The sequence below is a fragment of the Corynebacterium sanguinis genome, from assembly GCF_007641235.1.
Classification (GTDB): Bacteria; Actinomycetota; Actinomycetes; order Mycobacteriales; family Mycobacteriaceae; genus Corynebacterium; species Corynebacterium sanguinis.
Window position 1 is genome coordinate 850482 of sequence record NZ_CP038157.1, and the last position, 19683, is coordinate 870164.

Here is a 19683-nt window from a genome sequence, read left to right on the forward strand (position 1 = left end):
AACGCTGAATTGGCTTCTCCCCGTCCTAGCGGGGCCAAATCCTACAGACGATTTCCGCCAAGTCAGCCCCTCGCGCAGTGATCGTCGCCTCATCCCAGTGCTGGGCAGCGGCAATAGGAATGTTCAACTGTAGGGCGGATTGAGCAGCTAATTCAGGGCGCTTCTGCTCCCACCCGAGATTTGAAACACCCTGGTTGAACGCGGAGGTGACTAACGTTAGGTTGCCGATACGGTCCACCGCCAGCGCGCGTTCAGCGGTGGCGAGATCCCGCCGGGCGGAATTCTCATTCACACTCGATGGCAATGGCCAGTGCGTCTTCCAGCTTTGGGGCATAAGGTGTTCAATCTGCAACCGTGAATAGTCGAATACAGCTGGTTCCGTCTTCGGGTTTTCGGAACGCATCTGCATGTCAATGGCACCTAGTATGAGACGGATACGCTCCTGGGTGAACCGATCATAAAAACGATCCTGAGTGAAAGCTGACGTGATCTCGGCATCGGAAGGCCAGGCCAATGAGTTGGGGCTCGCCATTAGAGTCGCAACGACGGTAGCAGCGATATCAGCTTCTGGATCACACGCAGCAGCTTGTGCATTTTTAAGCACGCCTTGGAAAGCTGCGCCATAACCACGGGTATTGTCTCCCCGCATCATTCGCCGTACTACCCAGGACTCCACCGCCCCAACAGCCTTTTCGTGGTCCGCGAGGGACAACCTGCTTGCGGGCAGTGTCCGCATCCATGCCAACAGAGGGACCGCGGTCAGTAGCTTGAGAGCCACCAGGTTGCGATAGGACTGGGCTAGACGGGTCGAACCCGCGTCGGCGACTCCGTAGATGGCTTTGTAGGCCTGTCTGTACTCAGACAGCTCCATCAAGATGTCCTTAGTTTTATAGTTGCCCCCAGCCAGAAACTGACGGATCTCGCCATAAAGGTGGCCCACATTTGCTTCTTTCCCAGAAGCAGCAGTTAGCCATACGGACAGAAGGACATCGCGTCGGGCACGAGCTGCGTGGCCGACACCAATCTTCCCCTTCCACCACGGCTCATCAAACTCGGCCCAATAAGCGTCATAGAGCTCGTCAAGCTCCTGTTCATCGGCTAATTCTCCGCGCAGGAACAAGAGGTTCTTAACCAGATCCGAAGCGGATAGCGGAGTTTGGCGACCGTTGAGAACCTCGAAAATGACCTGGGCGTCGTCATTATCGTCCAAATCAATGACCACCAGCTTAAATAAATCAAGTAAGGCATCAACAAAATCATCAGTACGATCCCTCCCGTGGTCATCCACTAACGCGTTACGCACGGAATCCGCAAAATACTGGCGGGCTTGCAGATATAGATGGTCCTCAGGGCCGTAGGCCGGCACGGTATCAGACATGGCCACCGGCCAAACGTCGCGGTCTTTTCGCCGGGGCCATAGCTTGTAGCGCTCATGGTCGTGATCAATAACATCTTCAGGATTTTCAAGTAGGCGCTTGACCTGCCGCAGTCGTGAAGATCCTGTCTCCTGTAGAACGTCGAGCACCCCGCGTAGAAGCAACTGCAGAGTCGTCAGGCGCTGCTGTCCATCAATAACCGCTGACAGAGTGAGACCACCGGTCGGAGAGGGAAGCTGGTCACACACCACCGCACCCAGAAAGTGGGGGGCAACACTTTCTTCTGCCCTGGCTCGTGAAGAACCGGTGGCTTCTGCTTCTGCCCTGGCGGATCCTAGTCGGCCGGCTAAAGAGTCAAGATCCTCAAAGAGGAGCTCCCACTGCCCGTCCTTTGTCCATTCATAATCACGCTGAAAAGTGGGGATCACGTACCTCCCTTCGACGGACATGATCCTCTTAAGCGGTTTGGTGTCAGCCTCCACGGTTTCTCTCCCTTAAAAACGTTTTCCGCTACCTGCGACGATAAATTCCAGGCTACCGAACCCCGCCTCCGCAGTCTCCCAGAGTGTGACTCGCGCACTTGGATGAACCGCGAGTACCAGTACTTCTCATTTCCCCTCGCCGATGCGTCTCTAACTAGGAGGTAGATGTTCTCAGAAAGGCTGGGAACCTTTCCTGGGCAGGTTGTTGACCCTCTCCAAACCCCTATTCCGCCCCAACACCAAGCTCAGTAAGCAAACCCCGCACGCGCGCGTCGATGTCGTCGCGTACTAGTCGCATGCGTTCCATTCCCTCGATGCCGCGCTGGGAAGGCTCGTCGGTGACCCAGCGCTCGAGCGCGCCTTGGGCGTCGTCAGGCATGTTTAGCTGCGCGTCCTCGCCGAGGATAACCACCCGGTCGACGGTGGATAGCAGCTCAGGGTCGATGGGTTTCGGAGTGCCTTGGGACATGTCCGCACCGACCTCGGAGATAGCCTCGACGGATTCCGAATTGAGTTTGGTGCCGGGCTTGGTGCCGGCGGAGTGGATGTCCAGGCTGCCAGCGGCGTACTTCTCGGCGAGTGCTGCCGCCATCTGAGATTTGCCGCCGTTGCCGACGCAGACGAACAGTATGGATGTCATGCGGTGGTCCTTTCGGGCAGAGTGGGATCGTTGGGAAAGAGGCGGGGTCCAAGCCAGAGCATGGTGTAGACGAGTCCGACGAGGACCGGGATCTCGATCATGGGTCCAATCGTACCGGCGAGCGCCTCACCTGAGGCGGCGCCGAAGGTGCCGATGGAGACCGCGATGGCCAGCTCAAAGTTGTTGCCCGCGGCGGTGAAGGAAACGGCACCGGATTGCGCGTAGTTCAGCCCTGCGGCCTTGGAAACAAACAGGGCGATGAAGAACATGCCCACGAAGTAGATCAGGAGGGGCACCGCCATGCGCGCGATGGTGAGCGGTTGGGAGGTGATCTGCTCTCCCTGTAGGGAAAACAGCAGCACGATTGTGTAGAGCAGACCCACAAGCGCGAGGGGTGAGATCGCCGGCAGGAATGTGTTCTCGTACCACGCTCGCCCGCGCAGCCGCTCCCCCACCACGCGCGAGAGTGCGCCTAGGAGCAGCGGGATGCCGAGGAAGACGAGGACTGAACCGACAATCGCCCAGAAGGAGAAGTTCACCGTTGTGGTGGGCAGTCCGAGCCAGGACGGAAGAATCTGCAGGTAAAACCACCCGAGAACACCGAACATGAGGACCTGGAAGAGTGAGTTGATCGCCACAAGGACTGCGGTGGCCTCCCGATCCGAGCACGACAGGTCGGTCCACACCAGCACCATGGCGATACACCGCGCGAGGCCGACGATGATCAGGCCGGTGCGCAGTTCGGGGGCGTCGGGAAGGAAGATCCAGGCCAGCGCAAACATCAGCGCGGGACCGACGATCCAGTTCAACACAAGCGAGATCACCATGAGTCGCTTGTTAGCGGCGATTTCCTTCGTCTTGTCGTAGCGCACTTTGGCCAGTGGCGGGTACATCATGATGAGAAGTCCCAGTGCGATGGGCAAAGAGATTCCGCCGGCGCTCATCGAATCGAGGAAGGTGTCGAGGCCGGGAATGAGGCGGCCAAGCAGAAGGCCTGTGACCATGGCGAGCAGGATCCACAGGGGGAGGAGGCGATCGAGGAGTGACATGGCTCGCTTTCGGGTCATATTGACATCTATCGATGGAAATATACTTCCAATATAGACCGCCGTCAATATATGCTGTCCTCATGATTTCGCCCGTGCTTGCCGACGCCACCACCTGCTGCCCGCTTTCCACGGGGCGCTTTTCCGACCACGACGCGGCACGGTACGCCACGTTGTTCAAGGTGCTTGCCGAACCCGTGCGCCTCCAGATCGTGTCCCACCTCGCCGCCGAGGGTTGCGGCCCCACCACGGTCGGCGAACTTACGGACATCCTCGGCCTGAGCCAGCCGACCGTGTCGCACCACTTGAAGAAGCTCACCGACGCGGGCCTGCTCGCCCGCCACCAACGGGGCCGCAGCGTGTTTCACACGGTGCGCCCGGAGGTGTTCCAGGAGCTGCGGGGTGTGCTGGACATTGGGTAGGGGGAAACACCACGAGGCCGTTGTGATCGGAGGCGGTCAGGCAGGGCTGGCGACTGCGTTTTACTTGCGTCGCGCGGGTGTGGACTACGTCGTCGTGGACGACCAACCCGCGCCGGGAGGGGCGTGGCGCCACGTTTGGCCGTCGATGACATTGTTTTCCACGTCGGATTTTTCCAATCTGCCCGGGTGGCCAATGCCCCACTACACGGGGTTTCCGCCCGCGGATCACGTCGTCAAGTACTTTGCAGAATACGAGAGGCGCTACGCGATCCCCGTCGTTCGGCCGGTGCGCGTCACGAGCGTTGACTACGACGGCGTTTTCCGTGTGCGGTCCGATGCCGGTGAATGGACAGCCGACAATGTGGTCGCTGCAACGGGGACGTGGTCCGCTCCATTTGTGCCCCACTACCCTGGCGCGTTCGGCGGGAAGCAACGGCATTCCGCGAACTACCCCGGGCCGGATCCCTTCCGCGGCAGTCGAGTAGCCGTTGTCGGCGCTGCCAACTCCGGAGTGCAGATTGCAGCCGAGTTATCAAGCGTGGCTGATGTCACCTGGTACACCCGCCATGAACCGCGCTGGATGCCCGATGACGTGGATGGGCGTGTTTTGTTTCAACGTAACCGCGAGCGGATGCTTGCCATTCTGCGCGGTGAGCCCGACCCCGGTGCCGATTCCGACCTTGGCGACATCGTGGTTCTCCCCCAGGTTCGCGAAGCCCGCGATTCAGGAACACTTCGAGCGACGCCGATTTTCACATCGCTCGACCAGGTCGACGCCGATCACCTCATCTGGTGTACCGGCTTTAGGCCAGCACTGGGGCCTGTGCGCTCGCTTGCCGACGCTGCCCCGCGCGGCATGTACCTTGTTGGATATGGCGACTGGGTGGGCCCCGGTGCAGCGACCATCACCGGAGTGGCGCCGTACGCAAAGCGGGTTGCCGAGGACATCGCGAACAACGTGCGCTCCCAGAAGAACGTGTGAGGAGTCTTTTGGGTTGAGTCGAAGCGAAACAGCGCTAAGGCACGATCTCGTGCGCGCGCCAGGCGGCGTCGTCAATCGCGCGGTGCACATCACCGGGCGCGGCAGAGCTGGTGACCGTATCAACCGCCTGGTGCACCGCGGTGGCAGCATCGTCGATCGCGCGGTGCAGCGCCGGGTTCTGGTGTGCAAAGGCGCCGAGCACGTCGGCGGTGAGCTGGGCGGCGGGCCCGAAGGTATGGGCTGAAACCGAGAAATCTTCGCCGTACGAGGCGCTGGCGTGCAGGGAGGTGCGGTCGTCAGACCATCCCCACTTCGTGCCGATCACCCCTGGTAACTGGGCGGTTCCATAATCCTGACGGTAACCGTCGGCAGCCACGGGTGTCGCAGTGGCCAACGCCGTAAGAATAGGGTCTCTGGTTCGCCCCGGGTTTAATGGAGGGTAAGAAATTGGAAAAGGAAACCTTCACATGCCCGTCAAGTACACCCCGGAGCTCAAGCAGCGTGCTGTAGAACTCGTGCTCCGCGCCCAAGCCGATCCGGCAACCGCCCACGGCGCGGTCACCCGCATCGCCAATGAGCTCGGCCTCAGCAAAGAATCCCTGCGCGTCTGGGTCCGCAACCACAAACAATCCGGCGCCGACAGCCCCGCTGAATCCCTCGACCTGGAAGCAGAAAACCGCAGACTACGAGTCGAACTCGCGGAAGTAAAACGCGCCAACGACATCCTCAAGAAGGCCTCGGCTTTCTTCGCGGCGGAGCTCGACCGCCCACAGAAATAGTCGTCCGGTTCATCGATACCTACCGCGACGAGTTCGGGGTCGAGCCCATCATCCGCGTCCTGGCCACCACCAGCGCGAAGATTGCCCTGAGCACCTACTACGCCCACAAATCCCGGCCCCCAGCAGCCAGATCCATCCGGGATAAGCAGCTCACGGCAGAAATCCACCGGCTCTACAAAGAGAACAACTCCTGTTACGGTGCCCGCAAGATGTGGGCCGAGATCAACCGGGAAGGCAACGTCGGTCACGTCGCCCGCTGCACCGTCGAGCGCCTCATGGCCGCCGAAGGACTCAAAGGGATCACCCGGAGGAAGAAGCGCCCCTCGACCCGCAGCGCAGACGCCGATGAGTGCCCTACTGACCTGGTCGACCGGGACTTCTGTGTCACTGCGCCGAACCTGCTCTGGGTTGCTGACATCACCTACATCCCCACCGCGCAGGGGTGGGCGTACGCGGCGTTCGTGATGGACGCCTACTCACGTGAGATCGTCGGCTGGCAGATCACCAATCATCTGCGGGCCTCCCTGGCCCGGGACGCCCTGGATATGGCCTTGTCAGCTCGTCTTCGCGCTGGTGAAGACATCTCCGGGTTGATTCACCACTCGGACCGGGGAGTGCAGGGCGGATTCAACTGGTCGTCGCAACACCTTGAGGTGAGAAAGGTGTTCAAGGATGGCGACCAAGGACTGGAGCATGAAGACCAGCGAGGTCCCGGAGGGGATGCGGCGGCAGTGGCGCGCGGACCGGGCGTTGCGGCCAGCAATGCGCTCTCCGGGCAGACCGCAGCCATCGAGGGCGGTGCAGCGACAATTCTGGCGCCTGATCGCGGCCGGGGTCACGACAGCGGAGGCAGCGCTGGCGGTGGGGGTGTCGGTGCCGGTCGGATCACGGTGGTTCCGTCACGCTGGCGGTATGCCACCGCTGACGTTGACGGAGCCAACTGGTCGTTATCTCAGTTTCGAGGAGCGAGAGGAGATCGCGATCTTGCGTGCTCAGGGACGCGGTGTCCGGTCGATCGCGCGTACCCTTGGGCGGGATCCGGGCACGATCAGTCGGGAGTTGCGCCGCAACGCTGCTACCCGCAGCGGGAAGCTGGAGTATCGCGCCACGGTGGCCCAATGGAAAGCCCAAGAGGCCGCGAAACGACCCAAGACCGCGAAGCTGGTGGCCAACCTGCGGCTTCGCGACTATGTCCAGGACAGACTCTCTGGGAAGGTCACTGGCCCGGACGGGACGCCGGTGGAAGGGCCGGTCACGCCGACGTGGAAGGGGTTGAACAAGCCTCGTCGGCAAGATCGACGGTGGGCCACCAGTTGGAGCCCGGAGCAGATCAGTCACCGCTTGAAGCTGGATTTCCCTGATGATGAGTCAATGCGTATCAGTCATGAGGCGATCTACCAGGCGTTGTTCATCGAAGGCCGCGGCGCGCTGAAGCGTGAGCTGGTGGCTTGCCTGCGAACGGGCAGGGCGTTGCGACAGCCCCGTGAGCGTTCCCGGAACAAACCCGGCGGTCATGTCGGCGCCGAGGTCGTGATCAGCCAACGCCCCGCAGAAGCCGCTGATCGCGCTGTTCCAGGACACTGGGAAGGTGACCTGGTCATCGGGACCGGCCGCTCTGCGATCGGGACCTTGGTCGAGCGTCGCAGCCGCGCGACGATCCTGGTCCGCTTGCCCCGCCTCGACGGCTGGGGCGAGCACCCTCCGGTTAAGAACGGCCCCGCGCTGGGCGGCTACGGTGCAGTCGCGATGAACGCGGCTCTGGCCGCTGCGATCACGACCCTGCCCCAGCAGTTACGCAAGACGATCACCTGGGACCGCGGCAAGGAACTATCAGGACATGCCGCGTTCACTCTTGAGACTGGCACCAAGGTGTTCTTCGCTGATCCGCACTCCCCGTGGCAACGGCCCACCAACGAGAACACCAACGGCCTGCTACGTCAGTACTTCCCCAAGGGCACCGACCTGTCCCGCTGGAGCGCAGACGACCTCGAAGCGGTGGCCCACACCCTCAACAACAGACCCCGCAAGACCCTCGGCTGGAAGACCCCCGCCGAAGTCTTCGGTGAAGCACTACAATCCCTGAAACAGGCCGGTGTTGCAACCACCGGTTGAACCTGCCCAGTACCGCTCGGTCGTCTATGGTGAATCCCTCGCCGAATCGAAGGTGGTGGCCTCAGTCGGTTCCCGAGGTGATTCCTATGACAATGCGATGGCGGAGGCGTTGAATTCGCTGTTCAAGGCCGAGCTGATCGACCGGCGGTCCTGGCCGTCGTTGGCTGATGTTCTGGTGGAGTCCTCGAAGTGGATCGGATGGTACAACAACCGCCGGCTGCACTCATCATTGGATTACCGACCACCGAGGGAAGTCCATCAGGAATGGAAAATACTTCAGGCCCAAGCTGCCTGATCGACAACGAAATGACCCTCTACAAAACCCGGGGCTTGACAGGCTCGGGTTGTGCGACAGGGTGGAAACCGGACAAGTAGGTGGGGATTACACACCACGGCTGGAGTAATCCCCACCGCGGTAGGAACCCCGGTTGGTCACCACCTACCTGCAGGTCACCTCTCTACTTGCTGTTGCGCTCGCGGAATGAGCGGGCGTAACGGTCAGCGGCACGGATTGCCTGCACGACATCGGTAGTGGTGTGCTCACCCGGCATCTGCTTCAGGGTCTCCTCGCTGGAGCACGCCAACTCGGCGATCTTGTACAGATCCTCTTCCGTCGCGTCGCCAAGGTGAATCTCCTCGAGTGTTGTCGGCAGGCCGACGGACTGGAGGAAGCCGAAGTAGCGGTCAGCTTCATCGTTGGTCGCACCGCTGAGCATGAGCTGCACACCGACACCGAAGGCCACTTTCTCACCGTGCGTCATGTGGTGGATGTCGCCGTCGAGAGCCGTGAAACCGTTGTGGATGGCATGCACGGCCGCGAGACCACCGTTTTCAAAGCCCAAGCCGGACAGCAGGGTGTTGGCTTCACAGATGGCCTCGAGGGCGGGCGAGACAATGTGTTCCTCGTTGTCCTTTAGTGCCTGGTGAGCGTAAGCGAAGAGGGTCTCCTCGCACTTTTCTGCCAAGGCCAGGCCGGCGAGTGTCGGGCGGGAGGAGTCATCCATGCGGCGGCCGTTGGCACGATGAACCGCACGGGCTTCGACCAGGGTGGCCAGGGCGTCGCCAAGGCCGGAACGCAGCGTTCTAACCGGAGCATTAGCAATGACGCGGGTATCCACCGCGACGAGATCGGGGTTGCGGTCGTAGAACAGGTAAGACTCGAAGACACCCTCGTCGCTGTAGATCACCGAAACACGGGCAGTCGGCGCGTCCGCGGAAACGGCGGTGGGGAAAATAGCTACGGGCAAACCGAGTTTATCGGCTACAGCGCGCGCGGTGTCGATGGTTTTTCCGCCACCGAGGCCGATGATTACGTCAGTCGAGCCGTTTCCGGCTGTCTCCACAATGTGACCGATTTCGTTCATGGAGGCCTCACCGCCGAAGACCTCGCGGGTGGCTTCCATACCGTCACCGCGCAGGCTGTTCTGCAGCTTCTCGCCGGCAATGCCCCACACGACGTCGTCGGCGATGATCAGCGGCGCCGAACCGAGTGGCTTGAGATAGTGGGCGGCACGGTCAATCAGATCGATGCCCTGCACATAGCGTGAGGGGCCGGTGTACATCTTGTCCTGAGTGAAGGTATTCATGCGTTTTATCCTACCATTGTCACTAGTTCACGTGGGCGCAGCGTTCAGTAAGAGCCCAGCCTCTCGCGTTGGGCACTCACGTCATACCATGTAACTCATGACGCACGACGACAATGACACCGCCGCCCGTACCCTCCGCTCTTTCCGCAACAAACCGCAAGACTTTCCTGCAGAGGCGCTCGGGGGAATGATCGCCTCCCACCCCGATGCAGCGTGGAATCCCGCCGGGTTCATCCACCGCATCTCGGATGTGGTGGCGGACAGCGGTGAGCCCGCCGTGGCCGTCATCTCCGGTGGCGGGTCAGGCCACGAACCGATGCACGGCGGTTTTGTAGGCGCCGGGATGCTCGCCGCGGCATGTCCCGGCCACCTCTTCACCTCCCCGAACGCGGTGCAGGTTGCGGAGTCGACCCAGTGGGCTGATCAGGGTCGAGGTGTTTTGCATGTGGTGAAGAACTACACCGGAGACATCATGAACTTCTCCGTTGGTGCGCGGATGGATCCCAAGATCCAGACAGCTACCGTCGTCGTGGCTGAGGACGTGGCCACCGGCACCAGCGATAACGGCGGTCCCGGCCGCCGCGGCACCGCCGCGACAATCCTGGTGGAAAAGGTCGCCGGTGCAGCCGCCAAACGCGGTGACGACCTCGAGGCGGTGCGCGCGATCGCCCAATGGGTGGCCGACAACTCCCGCAGCATGGCGGTCGCCGTCGCGCCGGGATATCTTCCTACCTCAGGCCGCGACACCTTCGATTTGGGCGCCGGTGAGATGGAAGTCGGTGTCGGCATCCACGGTGAGCGCGGGGTGGCGCGCGAAACAGTTACGGAAGCACGCGAGGTTGTTGACAGGATCCTGCCCCCGGTCGTCGACTCCCTCGGCCTGAAGGACGGCGATGAGGTTATCTGCCTGACCAACGGTCTTGGTGGCTCAACACTGCTGGAGATCCACCTCATCTTCGGTGAGGTCCTCGCGTGGTTGGAAAAACGCGGGATTACGGTGCGCCGCAGTCTCACGGGGACCTTTGTTACCTCGGTGAACATGCACGGTGTGTCCGTCACCCTCACCCGTTGCACAGATGAGGTCATTGAACTTCTCGACGCCCCCACCTCCGCACCCGCTTGGCCCCGCGTTCTCGGGCGCGAGGCGACCTTCACGCCGTCCGAGATTCGCTTTACGGACAAGCTCCCTGAAACAGGCGAGGAAAACCCTTGGCTTACGGGGTTCGTTGAGCGGGCCCAGCGGGGTACCGATGAGCTCACCGAGCTCGACCGCATCGCCGGTGACGGTGACTTTGGTGCCAATATCGACGCTGCGATCGGTGACATCGAGCTGCCTCTGCGCGGCTCTGATCAGGACATCCTCAACGGACTTGCCCACCGTTTCCTCGTGCGCGCAGGCGGAACCTCGGGCGCGGTTTTCGGCACTTTGTTTACCGAACTCGCACGTGCAATCGACACCCAACTCACCACGGCGTCACTGGCTGCGGGGTTGAAGAACTCCTTTGAGGCGATCCACCAACTCGGCGGTGCGGAATACGGCGACAAGACCATGGTCGATGCATTGTTCCCTGCCGCACAGGCCGTGGCACAGCTCGCCGACTCCACCCCCGCCTGGCAAGCGCTCGACACCGCCTGCCAGGCCGCTGCCGATGGAGTGCGGCGAACCCGGGAACTGACGGCGAAGAAGGGCCGCGCCTCCTATCTCGGTGAGACAGCCAAGGACGTGCCGGATCCCGGCGCCATCTTGACCACCTGGTTCTTCGGGGACGCGGGATCAGTCGAATCGTTCCGGTAGGGCGCCAATAATCCAACAACGTGCAGGAATGCAGACTTTCTTGTCGCTTTCCAGGTAGCAGGCACGAAACGCCGAGGTAATGCGCCGGCCAGCGATATGTCCATGGTGTGCATGAGGTGTGCGCCCGCGGCCGTCCGATGCCGTCACCCTCGGCGTGAGGGCGGGTCAGCGGTCGGAAACCCACCCTGTCCACCAGCCCGTTACACTGTCTAACCATGACCAACGCGACTGAGGGGCCGGCATTCCGATATACGGCGGCTGTGGCCAACGAGATTGAGCAGAAATGGCAGCGCTACTGGGTGGACAACGGTACGTTCAATGCACCGAACCCCGTGGGGGACCTCGCCACGGGCGGGGAACTGCCCGCCGACAAGCTCAATGTCCAGGACATGTTCCCCTACCCCTCTGGCGCAGGCCTGCACGTCGGCCATCCGCTGGGCTACATCGCCACGGACGTCTTCGCCCGCTACAACCGCATGCTGGGCAAGAACGTCCTGCATACCCTGGGCTACGACGCCTTTGGGTTGCCGGCGGAGCAGTACGCGATCCAAACCGGCACCCACCCGCGAACGACCACCGAGTCGAACATCGCGAACATGACCCGCCAGCTCGACTCGCTGGGCTTGGGCCACGATCGCCGCCGCGCCGTCGCCACAACGGACCCGGAGTTTTACCGCTGGACGCAGTGGATCTTCCTGCAGATTTACAACGCATGGTTCGACGAGGAGCAGGGCAAGGCCCGCCCGATCGAGGACCTGGTGCGCGATTTGATGACGGGCGCTCGCACCACAAAGGACGGCCGCAACTTCCGCGATCTCACCACCGCGGAGAAGCATGCCGCGATCGATGAGTTCCGCCTCGTCTACCTCTCGGATTCCATGGTCAACTGGTGCCCGGGCCTGGGCACGGTGCTGGCCAACGAGGAGGTCACCGCCGACGGTCGCTCCGAACGCGGCAACTACCCCGTCTTCCGCAAGCGACTGCGCCAGTGGATGATGCGCATCACCGCCTACTCGGATCGCCTGCTCGACGACCTTGACCTGCTGGATTGGCCGGAGAAGGTCAAGTCCATGCAGCGCAACTGGATCGGCCGCTCCCGCGGCGCAGAGGTCGCGTTCGTGTCGCCCGCCGGCCCGATCACGGTGTTCACCACCCGCCCGGACACCCTGTTCGGCGCCAGCTACGTCGTGCTCGCGCCCGAGCATGAGCTTGTCGACGCCCTGACCACCACCTCCTACCCCGACAACACCAACCCCACCTGGACGTACGGGGCCTCCACCCCCGCCGAGGCCGTCGCCGCCTACAAGCGCGCGATCGCTGCCAAGAGCGATGTGGAGCGCCAGGAGAACAAGGAAAAGACGGGTGTGTTCCTCGGTTCCTACGCCACCAACCCGGTCAACGGCGAGCAGGTGCCGGTGTTCATCGCTGATTACGTGCTCACCGGCTACGGCACCGGCGCGATCATGGCGGTTCCCGCTCACGACGAGCGCGACTACGAGTTCGCCCAGGTCTTCTCCCTGCCCATTACCCCGGTGCTGGATTCGGACGTTTCCGACCAGGCCTTCACGGGTGACGCGCCGCACATCAACTCCGCGAACGAGGAGGGCCTGGACGTCAACGGGATGGGTAAGGACGCGGCGATTGAGGCGTCGATAAGCTGGCTCGTCGCCCACGGCCACGGCGAGGAGCGGATCCAGTACAAGCTGCGCGACTGGCTCTTCGCGCGCCAGCGGTACTGGGGCGAGCCCTTCCCCATCGTCTACGACGAGAACGGCCAGGCGCACTCCCTGCCGGAGGACATGCTGCCGGTTGAGTTGCCACAGGTGGAGGACTACAACCCGGTGTCTTTCGACCCGGACGATGCGGATTCCGAGCCTGCTCCCCCACTGGCGAAGGCGACTGACTGGGTGGAAGTCACCCTCGACCTCGGCGAGGGTGAGAAGACCTACTACCGCGACACCAACGTGATGCCGCAGTGGGCCGGCTCTTCCTGGTACCAGCTGCGCTACATCGACCCGACGAACGACGAGGAGTTCTGCGCGCTGGACAACGAGCGTTACTGGACGGGCCCGCGCGGCGAGAACGACCCGGGCGGCGTGGACCTCTACGTCGGTGGCGTGGAGCACGCCGTGCTGCACCTGCTCTACGCGCGCTTCTGGCACAAGGTGCTCTTTGACCTCGGTTTTGTCACCTCCCGCGAGCCCTACCGCCGCCTGTTTAACCAGGGTTACATCCAGGCCTACGCCTACACGGATTCCCGCGGCGTCTACGTCCCGGCCGCTGAGGTGGTCGAGCGCGACGGGAAGTACTTCTACCAGGACCAGGAGGTCACGCAGGAGTACGGCAAGATGGGCAAGTCGCTGAAGAACGCGGTCGCACCGGATGAGATCGGTCGCGAGTACGGCGCCGATACCCTGCGCGTGTATGAGATGTCCATGGGCCCGCTCGACACCTCGCGCCCCTGGGCCACCAAGGACGTCGTCGGCGCGCACCGCTTCCTGCAGCGTCTGTGGCGCCTCGTGGTCAACGAGGAGACCGGTGAGCTGCGTGCGGCGGAGCTTGAACTGACCGGAGACGACGCGAAGGCGCTGCACCGCACCATCGCCGGCGTGCGCGAGGACTACGAGAATCTGCGCGACAACACCGTGGTGGCCAAGCTCATCGAGTACGTCAACTACCTGACCAAGACCTATTCCGGCCAGGTGCCGCGCGGCGCCGTCGTGCCCCTGGTGCAAATGGTCTCCCCACTTGCTCCGCACGTCGCCGAGGAACTCTGGTCGCGTCTCGGAGGTGCCGGCACGATCACGTTCGAGCCCTTCCCCACCTTCGATGATTCGCTGCTTGTCGACGACACCGTCGAGATCCCGGTCCAGATCAACGGCAAGGTCAAGGCGCGTGTCGATGTCCCCACCGATGCCGACAAGGACACCATCGAGGCCGCCGCGCTTGCCGACGCCCGCGTTAGCCAGCTGGTCGCCGGGAAGAACGTTGTCAAGACGATCGTGGTGCCGGGTCGGATGGTCAACCTCGTGGTGAAGTAGGTTGCGCTCGCGTCGCCCCGGTGGCGTGCTGCGCCGGCTGCTGGTCCCAACGGTCTAGTCACGGCGGGGAAAAACCACGCTGACCCCGTCAAAGTACGTGACGTGTACTAGACCTTTGGGCGGATTCTGCGGGTGCGGTTTCCGCGGACGCTGGTAAGGTCATAACAGTTCAATGACCCCTTGGTTCAACGAAAGGCTGGCGTAATGTCCACTCCTTATAACGGTGGTCCCTCCTCGCAGGATCCCTTCAACAACAATGAGTTCGGCACTGGCTCCTCCGCCAACAACTCCCCCGACAGCGGTGCGGGTGCGCAGGGCGGTTCCTCCGTTTACGGCACCCCGGATAACGTCACCGGTTCCTACAACTACGGCTACAACGGTTACGGCAGCGAACAGGCCGCCGGCTACGACCCGTACGACGTCAACGCCGCCTCCGTGAACCAGGGAGCGGCACAGCTTAACGGCACCACGCTTGTCGACGGCACCTACGGCGACGGCACGCAACCCCACCCGATCAACAACCCGGCTATCAACGGCTACACCCACATCAAGGGCACCGGCAAGATGAACGCGCTTGAGGCGTGGGGCTACGGTTTCCGCCAGACGTTTGCTAACTGGCAGACCTGGATTGTCATTGCCCTGCTCCTGATACTTCTTCCTACCTTGGCCAGCGCATTCATCCCGTTCGTCGGGTTCCTCTTCGGCCTGGCGATGCTCTTCCTCGCCCCGTTCCTGTACTCCTTCGCCTTGGCGCAGACCCTGTCGAAGCACTGGAAGTTTGACGGGATGAAGGCCCCCACCTACGGGTCGACGCTGGGCATGGCTTTGCTCGTCGGTCTGATCTCTACACTGATCTCACTGATTTTCATCGTCATCTCCGCGATGATCTTCGGCGGTTCTATCATGGCAACCCTGTCCACGGTTGATCCGGCTCAGCTTGAAGGCGATCCGATGGCGGCTCTGCCGCTCATTGGCGCGTTCTTTGGCATCGTTGCCCTGACGGCGTTCCTGATGCTCTTTGTCACCCCATTCCTGGTCTTCCAGGTCTGGTACGCCGCCGATAACGCCTGCAGCTTTGGTGACGCGTTCAAGGAGGGCTTCTCCGCCGGCGCGCGCAACTACCTCCAGCTGCTTCTGGCCACCATCATCTACATGCTGCTCATGATCCCGGTGGCGTTGACTTTGGGTCTCGGCGCCCTCATCGTCGTTCCGGCCTACTACCTGGCTTTGGCCTACGCCTACCGCCAGGTCTCCGGCGGCCCCGTTCCCACCGAGGCCCAGATCTAGCGTTAAAGGGTGACCACGGTGCGCCCCTGGTGCTCACCGGCTAGGAGCTTGTCCCCCACCTCAATCGCGCCGTGAAGGTCGACGGTTGAGGTGTACGAGAGCAATTGCTCCACATCGACGGCCTGCGCGAGAAGGTCCCACGCCTGAACGCGCAGGCCGTTTGGCGCGTCCACCGAGTTGATGCCGACCAGGTGCACCCCGCGCAGGATGAAAGGCAGCACCGAGGCGGGTAGGTCGTTGCCCGCGGCCATGCCGCAGGCGGTGGCCACCCCGCCCCAGGTGAGCTGCGACAACACGTTGGCTAGAACGGCGGATCCGACGGTGTCTATCGCACCGGCGTAACGCGATTTCTGCAGTGGTTTGCCGGGCTCGTCGTACTCGCCGCGGTCGACGATCGCCTTCGCGCCGAGCGCGCTGAGGTAGTCTGCGTGCGTGTCGACGCGTCCCGTCATGGCGTGGACCTCGTACCCCCGCGCGGCGAGCAGCGACACGGCGACGGAGCCGACGCCACCGGTCGCCCCGGTGACCAGGACGGGGCCGTCGAGCTCGGTACCGTCGGTGGCGCGCTCGAAAGCGGCGACTGAGAGGGCTGCGGTGTAGCCGGCGGTGCCGAGGGCGGCCGCAGTGTGGGCGTCGAAACGCTCTGGTACCCGGGTCACCTTGGAGGCGTCGATACGCAGTCGCGGGGTGTAGCCGCCGTGACGACGCTCGCCGATCCCCCAGCCGTTGACGGTAACTAACGTGCCCGGCGCGACGGTCGGCGATTCGATGATGGTGCCTACCGCGTCGATGCCGGGGACCATGTTCGGTTCGCGCAAAATGCCCTTGAGCCCGCCCAAGGCCATCGCGTCTTTGTAATTGACCGACGAGTGCGTCACGTCGATCAGAGTATCGCCCTCTCCTGCGTAGTCATCGCGCGTTTCCACGATCTCGGGCCCGGTTTCAGTAACAAGCAACGTCTTATCCATACGCCCCACCATACGTTCTCGGCCGTGATGCGCATCTGGGCTACAGTTAGGAGACATGAGTGAGCAACGCGCCTGGTTTACACGCGCCGTCTTCCCCGACGGCGACGAGCCGGACCCGCGTTTCACTCTCGCCAACGAACGCACGTTCCTCGCGTGGACGCGAACCGCGCTGGCGTTTTTGGCCTCGGGCATCGCGCTCGAAGCGTTCGCCATTCCGGGTATCGCGCCGTCACTACGCACCCTCGTCGCCGCGGTTGTGATCCTGCTCGGCATGACGATTTCAGTCGGCGCGGCGCTGCGCTGGGTGCGCGTCGAGCGCGCGATGCGCCACGGCCGCCCGCTACCCGCGCCGGCGATCATCCCCGTACTCGGCATTGGCATCTTCATCGCCTCCGTCGTCGTGTTCCTGGGTCTACTGTGAGCATCCCCGTCACCGACGCCGGGCTGCAGCCCGAGCGCACCGCGATGAGCTGGACGCGCACGGCGCTGGCCATGATGGTGTGCTCGATGACGCTGCTGCGCTGGTCCGACTCCTACCCCGATGTCGTGTTTATGGCGATAGTGTTGCTCGCCGTCCTCGCGGTGGTTCTCATCGTGTTCAACCGGCGGATGTACCGCGGCCAAGCGACGGAGCTGTCGCACGAACACGCCACCCCCAACGCCGTCGGGGTCGCGCTGCTGACGCTCATGCTCGTCGTGCTCGGGGGCATCGGTTTCGCGCTAGTGCTCACCCAGCTCTAGCATCCGCTGGATGAGCAGGTGGCCGCCGTGGGTGAGGTAGTGCCCGGGTGGGTACACCGACTCCTCCACCACACCCAGCGCCCTGAGCAGGTCGTATGTGCCGGCAAGGTCCTCCGGGACACGCTGCGGGCCGGAGGCGATGATGCCGTTTTCATTGGCGATCCACTTCACCACAGCCCGCCACTCGCGGGCGCCGAAGGTTTCCTCGAAGCCGTGGCTCATGGCGAGGTGAAGCTCGTCCAGGCTCGCGCCGCCGGAAAGCAGCCGCGCGCCGCTTTCCCCGAGCCGCACCCGGCCCTGGGTGTTCTTCAAAAGCCCCGCCTCGGTGAGGATTTCACGGGTGGTGGCCAACAGGGGCAGCGAGGTCTCGCGCGGGCGCTGCGAGCGCGTGTCGTAGCCCAGCACCTGCCCGACCGCACGCACCACGCGCGACGGCAGCGCACCTGTCGCGGTGAGCTTGACCGGTTCCGCGAAGTAGCCGAGGATCGCCTCGACAGTTTCCCTGAACAGGTTCGGGTACTCTGGGACGAGCGGTTCCTCGCCGAGCCTGTCTTCGAAGAATCCCGCCATCGCGGCGATCAGTGCCGGATTGTGTTCCGGACTGGGGTCGATCGACATGATTTCCATCAAGTCGGGGCGCGTTTCCAGAAAGTCCTCGAACTCGGTGGCGAGCTGCTGCGTCAGCGGGTCCTCGGCAATGGAGCTGGCGGAATCGATCATTAGATCTTCTGCGACGAAGCTGATGCGCTCCGAGACCGTCACCGGGTCAGCCTGGGTGAGGCGCTGCAGGAGCCGATCCGGTGTCATCACCGGCAAGAAGCTCAACAGCAGGGGCGCGACCTCCATGTCGGGGTCGAGGCCAGCGGCGATACGGCGCGCCTCGGCGTGGAACTTGCTCATCATGGTGGGGCCGTTGCAGGCTTCGACGACGTCGGGCCCGAGGGCGTCGATAAGCAAAGGCGTGGGGCCGTCGAGACGCGAGGTGCCGAGTACTTCGACGTAAATGTTCCAATTCGCCGAGGGATCGTAAACGTAGATCATGGGCTTCATCTCGGCGACGGTGATGCCGTCCTCGGCGAGCTCCCCTTCGCTCGGGTGGGTTGTGAACACCTCTCGCGCGCCGGGCCCGGCGGACATGTATATGTGGCTCTCGCCGCCGGAGAAGCCGAAGGCCGCGTCGATGACGTGCGAAAGCGCGCCGAGGTGCATGGAGTTCTCCACGTTAACCAGGCGGGAGACCTTCGGTTGCGAGCCCTCGATAGTCATCAGCAGCGAGACGATCATGGTTCCTAAGGATACTGCGCTCGGCGGATCTCGCTCGGCGGCGAAGGGGCCTTGCGCAATGACGTGTACACGTGCAGCTAGTTTTCGTCCTCCCCGCGCGCGACGGGCGCGGGGTTGACCCGCGGCCTGATCTCGGCGTTGGGCAGCTCCGGCGCCGGCAGCCACGCCATCCCGTCGGCGTTGGCGTCGGGCCCGCCACGGCCAACGTAGCCCTCTACAACCCCGAAGCGCTCGGAGCGCTCCTGCCACTGGTTGCGTGCTTCGACGATCTCGGCGTGGTCGCGGCCGACGAAGTTCCACCACATAAGGATGTCCTCGGTAAATGGCTCGCCGCCGATCAGCACGGCCAGCGCCTCGGCGTCGGTGGTGTTGGTCAGGTTCAGCTCGGTGGCGCCGACTCCGGTGTAGCCGATCGCACCGCGCGGCAGGCTTACGCCCTCCAGAGCCAGGCCGTCAACGTCCGCCAGGACGCCGTGCTCGAAGGCGGGATCGACGGCGAAGGTCACGCTGTCGCCCGGCGCGAGGCGGAACTGCGCGCCGACGAGCGAGGTAAACGTCTCAATCGGGCTTCTCTGCCCGAGCAGATTGCCGATGAATACGTGTGCTGTGGAGCTGGAGGCGTCGTCAAGCGAAAGTGCGTTGGGCGCGTAGTGCTCGAACTGGCGCGGCGCGGTGCTGCGCGCCGTTTCGGGCAGGGCGAGCCAAAGCTGCACGCCGTGAAGCGTGGTGGTTTCGGGCGTGGACGTCTCGGAGTGACAGATGCCGTAGCCGGAGGTCATGAGGTTGATCTCGGCGGGGCGGACGATCCCGCGGTTGCCGCCGGAGTCGATGTGCTGGATCTCACCGGAAAACAGCCAGGACACGGTCTGCAAACCGGTGTGCGGGTGCGGGGCGACGTCCATGCCGCCGGTGGCTGCAACGTCGTCGGGGCCGTAGTGGTCCACGAAGCACCACGCGCCGATCAGGGAGCGCTTGCGCTGCGGCAGAGTGCGGCGCACGGTCAGCGCGCGGGGTCCGCCGAGGGGCACCTCGCGGGCGGTGATGATTTCCACGTCCACACCAGGGCATTGCCCGTCCGGCACCGCTCCACCGCCGGTTGTCAGCTGGTACTCGGATGGCGCTGTCTCGAGGTTGCTCATGGC

The 19683-nt window shown here is 63.2% G+C and carries 16 protein-coding genes, 3 pseudogenes and 1 other annotated feature; of the genes and pseudogenes, 11 read left to right on the forward strand and 8 right to left on the reverse strand.

Translation table 11 applies throughout. The features are described 5' to 3' along the window. Positions 1-25 precede the first annotated feature (25 nt). The 3 genes from E3227_RS04235 to arsB form a co-directional block, all read right to left on the reverse strand. Complete coding sequence (locus E3227_RS04235) at positions 26-1858, reverse strand: DUF262 domain-containing protein (RefSeq protein WP_144317653.1); 1833 nt, start codon at positions 1856-1858, stop codon at positions 26-28. Between the two features lie 223 nt (positions 1859-2081). Next, positions 2082-2498 (reverse strand): arsenate-mycothiol transferase ArsC, encoded by a 417-nt coding sequence (locus E3227_RS04240; RefSeq protein WP_144317654.1) that lies wholly within the window; start codon positions 2496-2498, stop codon positions 2082-2084. After that, on the reverse strand, positions 2495-3547 hold the full coding sequence (arsB, locus tag E3227_RS04245) for an ACR3 family arsenite efflux transporter (protein ID WP_211346249.1): 1053 nt from the start codon (positions 3545-3547) through the stop codon (positions 2495-2497). Before arsB ends, E3227_RS04240 begins: the two co-directional genes overlap by 4 nt. A gap of 80 nt (positions 3548-3627) precedes the next feature. On the opposite strand from arsB, the gene E3227_RS04250 reads away from it, so the two are divergent. Both E3227_RS04250 and E3227_RS04255 read left to right on the forward strand, forming a co-directional pair. Next, a complete protein-coding gene (locus E3227_RS04250; RefSeq protein ID WP_144317656.1) occupies positions 3628-3966 on the forward strand; it encodes an ArsR/SmtB family transcription factor in 339 nt (112 codons plus the stop codon). Positions 3967-3988: 22 nt separating this feature from the next. Continuing rightward, complete coding sequence (locus E3227_RS04255) at positions 3989-4948, forward strand: NAD(P)-binding domain-containing protein (RefSeq protein WP_144317657.1); 960 nt, start codon at positions 3989-3991, stop codon at positions 4946-4948. Between the two features lie 34 nt (positions 4949-4982). Here E3227_RS04255 and E3227_RS11920 read toward each other — a convergent pair. Next, positions 4983-5360: pseudogene (locus E3227_RS11920) on the reverse strand (hypothetical protein); the annotation flags it as partial. A gap of 55 nt (positions 5361-5415) precedes the next feature. Between E3227_RS11920 and E3227_RS11925 the strand changes: the two are divergent. From E3227_RS11925 to E3227_RS04280, 4 genes and pseudogenes are all read left to right on the forward strand, one after another. Further along, positions 5416-5589 (forward strand): annotated as a pseudogene (locus E3227_RS11925) (transposase); the annotation flags it as partial. A gap of 98 nt (positions 5590-5687) precedes the next feature. Then, positions 5688-5816: a sequence feature (AL1L pseudoknot), on the forward strand. Beyond that, positions 5775-6287: pseudogene (locus tag E3227_RS11930) on the forward strand (IS3 family transposase); the annotation flags it as partial. (Overlaps the previous feature by 42 nt.) Positions 6288-6420: 133 nt before the next feature. Next, the gene (locus tag E3227_RS04275; protein WP_136653470.1) at positions 6421-7839 is read left to right on the forward strand and encodes an IS30 family transposase; all 1419 of its coding nucleotides are present in this window, start codon (positions 6421-6423) and stop codon (positions 7837-7839) included. Further along, positions 7820-8134 carry an integrase core domain-containing protein gene (locus tag E3227_RS04280; RefSeq protein ID WP_136650925.1) on the forward strand — a complete coding sequence of 105 codons (315 nt, stop codon included), beginning with the start codon at positions 7820-7822 and terminating at the stop codon, positions 8132-8134. Before E3227_RS04275 ends, E3227_RS04280 begins: the two co-directional genes overlap by 20 nt. A gap of 163 nt (positions 8135-8297) precedes the next feature. On the opposite strand, the gene E3227_RS04285 is transcribed toward E3227_RS04280, so the two are convergent. Continuing rightward, positions 8298-9425: a glycerol dehydrogenase gene (locus tag E3227_RS04285; protein WP_144317658.1), complete on the reverse strand. Its 1128-nt coding sequence runs from the start codon at positions 9423-9425 to the stop codon at positions 8298-8300. Between the two features lie 97 nt (positions 9426-9522). Here E3227_RS04285 and E3227_RS04290 point away from each other — a divergent pair, with 97 nt between their 5' ends. From E3227_RS04290 to E3227_RS04300, 3 genes are all read left to right on the forward strand, one after another. Further along, positions 9523-11220 (forward strand): dihydroxyacetone kinase family protein, encoded by a 1698-nt coding sequence (locus tag E3227_RS04290; protein ID WP_144317659.1) that lies wholly within the window; start codon positions 9523-9525, stop codon positions 11218-11220. A 215-nt stretch (positions 11221-11435) separates the two neighbouring features. Beyond that, entirely contained in the window at positions 11436-14261 is a 2826-nt protein-coding gene (gene leuS, locus E3227_RS04295) for a leucine--tRNA ligase (protein ID WP_144317660.1), read from the forward strand. Between the two features lie 204 nt (positions 14262-14465). Then, positions 14466-15548, forward strand: a complete 1083-nt coding sequence (locus E3227_RS04300; protein ID WP_144317661.1) for a DUF2189 domain-containing protein — start codon at positions 14466-14468, stop codon at positions 15546-15548. 2 nt (positions 15549-15550) lie between these two features. Here E3227_RS04300 and E3227_RS04305 read toward each other — a convergent pair whose 3' ends face one another. Then, entirely contained in the window at positions 15551-16516 is a 966-nt protein-coding gene (locus tag E3227_RS04305) for an acrylyl-CoA reductase family protein (protein ID WP_246062758.1), read from the reverse strand. Positions 16517-16571: 55 nt separating this feature from the next. On the opposite strand from E3227_RS04305, the gene E3227_RS04310 reads away from it, so the two are divergent. Then, positions 16572-16937 (forward strand): YidH family protein, encoded by a 366-nt coding sequence (locus E3227_RS04310; protein WP_144317663.1) that lies wholly within the window; start codon positions 16572-16574, stop codon positions 16935-16937. Continuing rightward, positions 16934-17257 carry a DUF202 domain-containing protein gene (locus E3227_RS04315; protein WP_144317664.1) on the forward strand — a complete coding sequence of 108 codons (324 nt, stop codon included), beginning with the start codon at positions 16934-16936 and terminating at the stop codon, positions 17255-17257. Before E3227_RS04310 ends, E3227_RS04315 begins: the two co-directional genes overlap by 4 nt. Here E3227_RS04315 and E3227_RS04320 read toward each other — a convergent pair. After that, positions 17237-18541, reverse strand: coding sequence for an IS1096 element passenger TnpR family protein (locus E3227_RS04320; RefSeq protein ID WP_144317665.1), 1305 nt, complete (start codon positions 18539-18541; stop codon positions 17237-17239). The two genes, E3227_RS04315 and E3227_RS04320, sit on opposite strands and share 21 nt — an antisense overlap. Positions 18542-18618: 77 nt before the next feature. Beyond that, positions 18619-19680: a pirin family protein gene (locus E3227_RS04325; RefSeq protein WP_144317666.1), complete on the reverse strand. Its 1062-nt coding sequence runs from the start codon at positions 19678-19680 to the stop codon at positions 18619-18621. Positions 19681-19683: the final 3 nt, after the last annotated feature.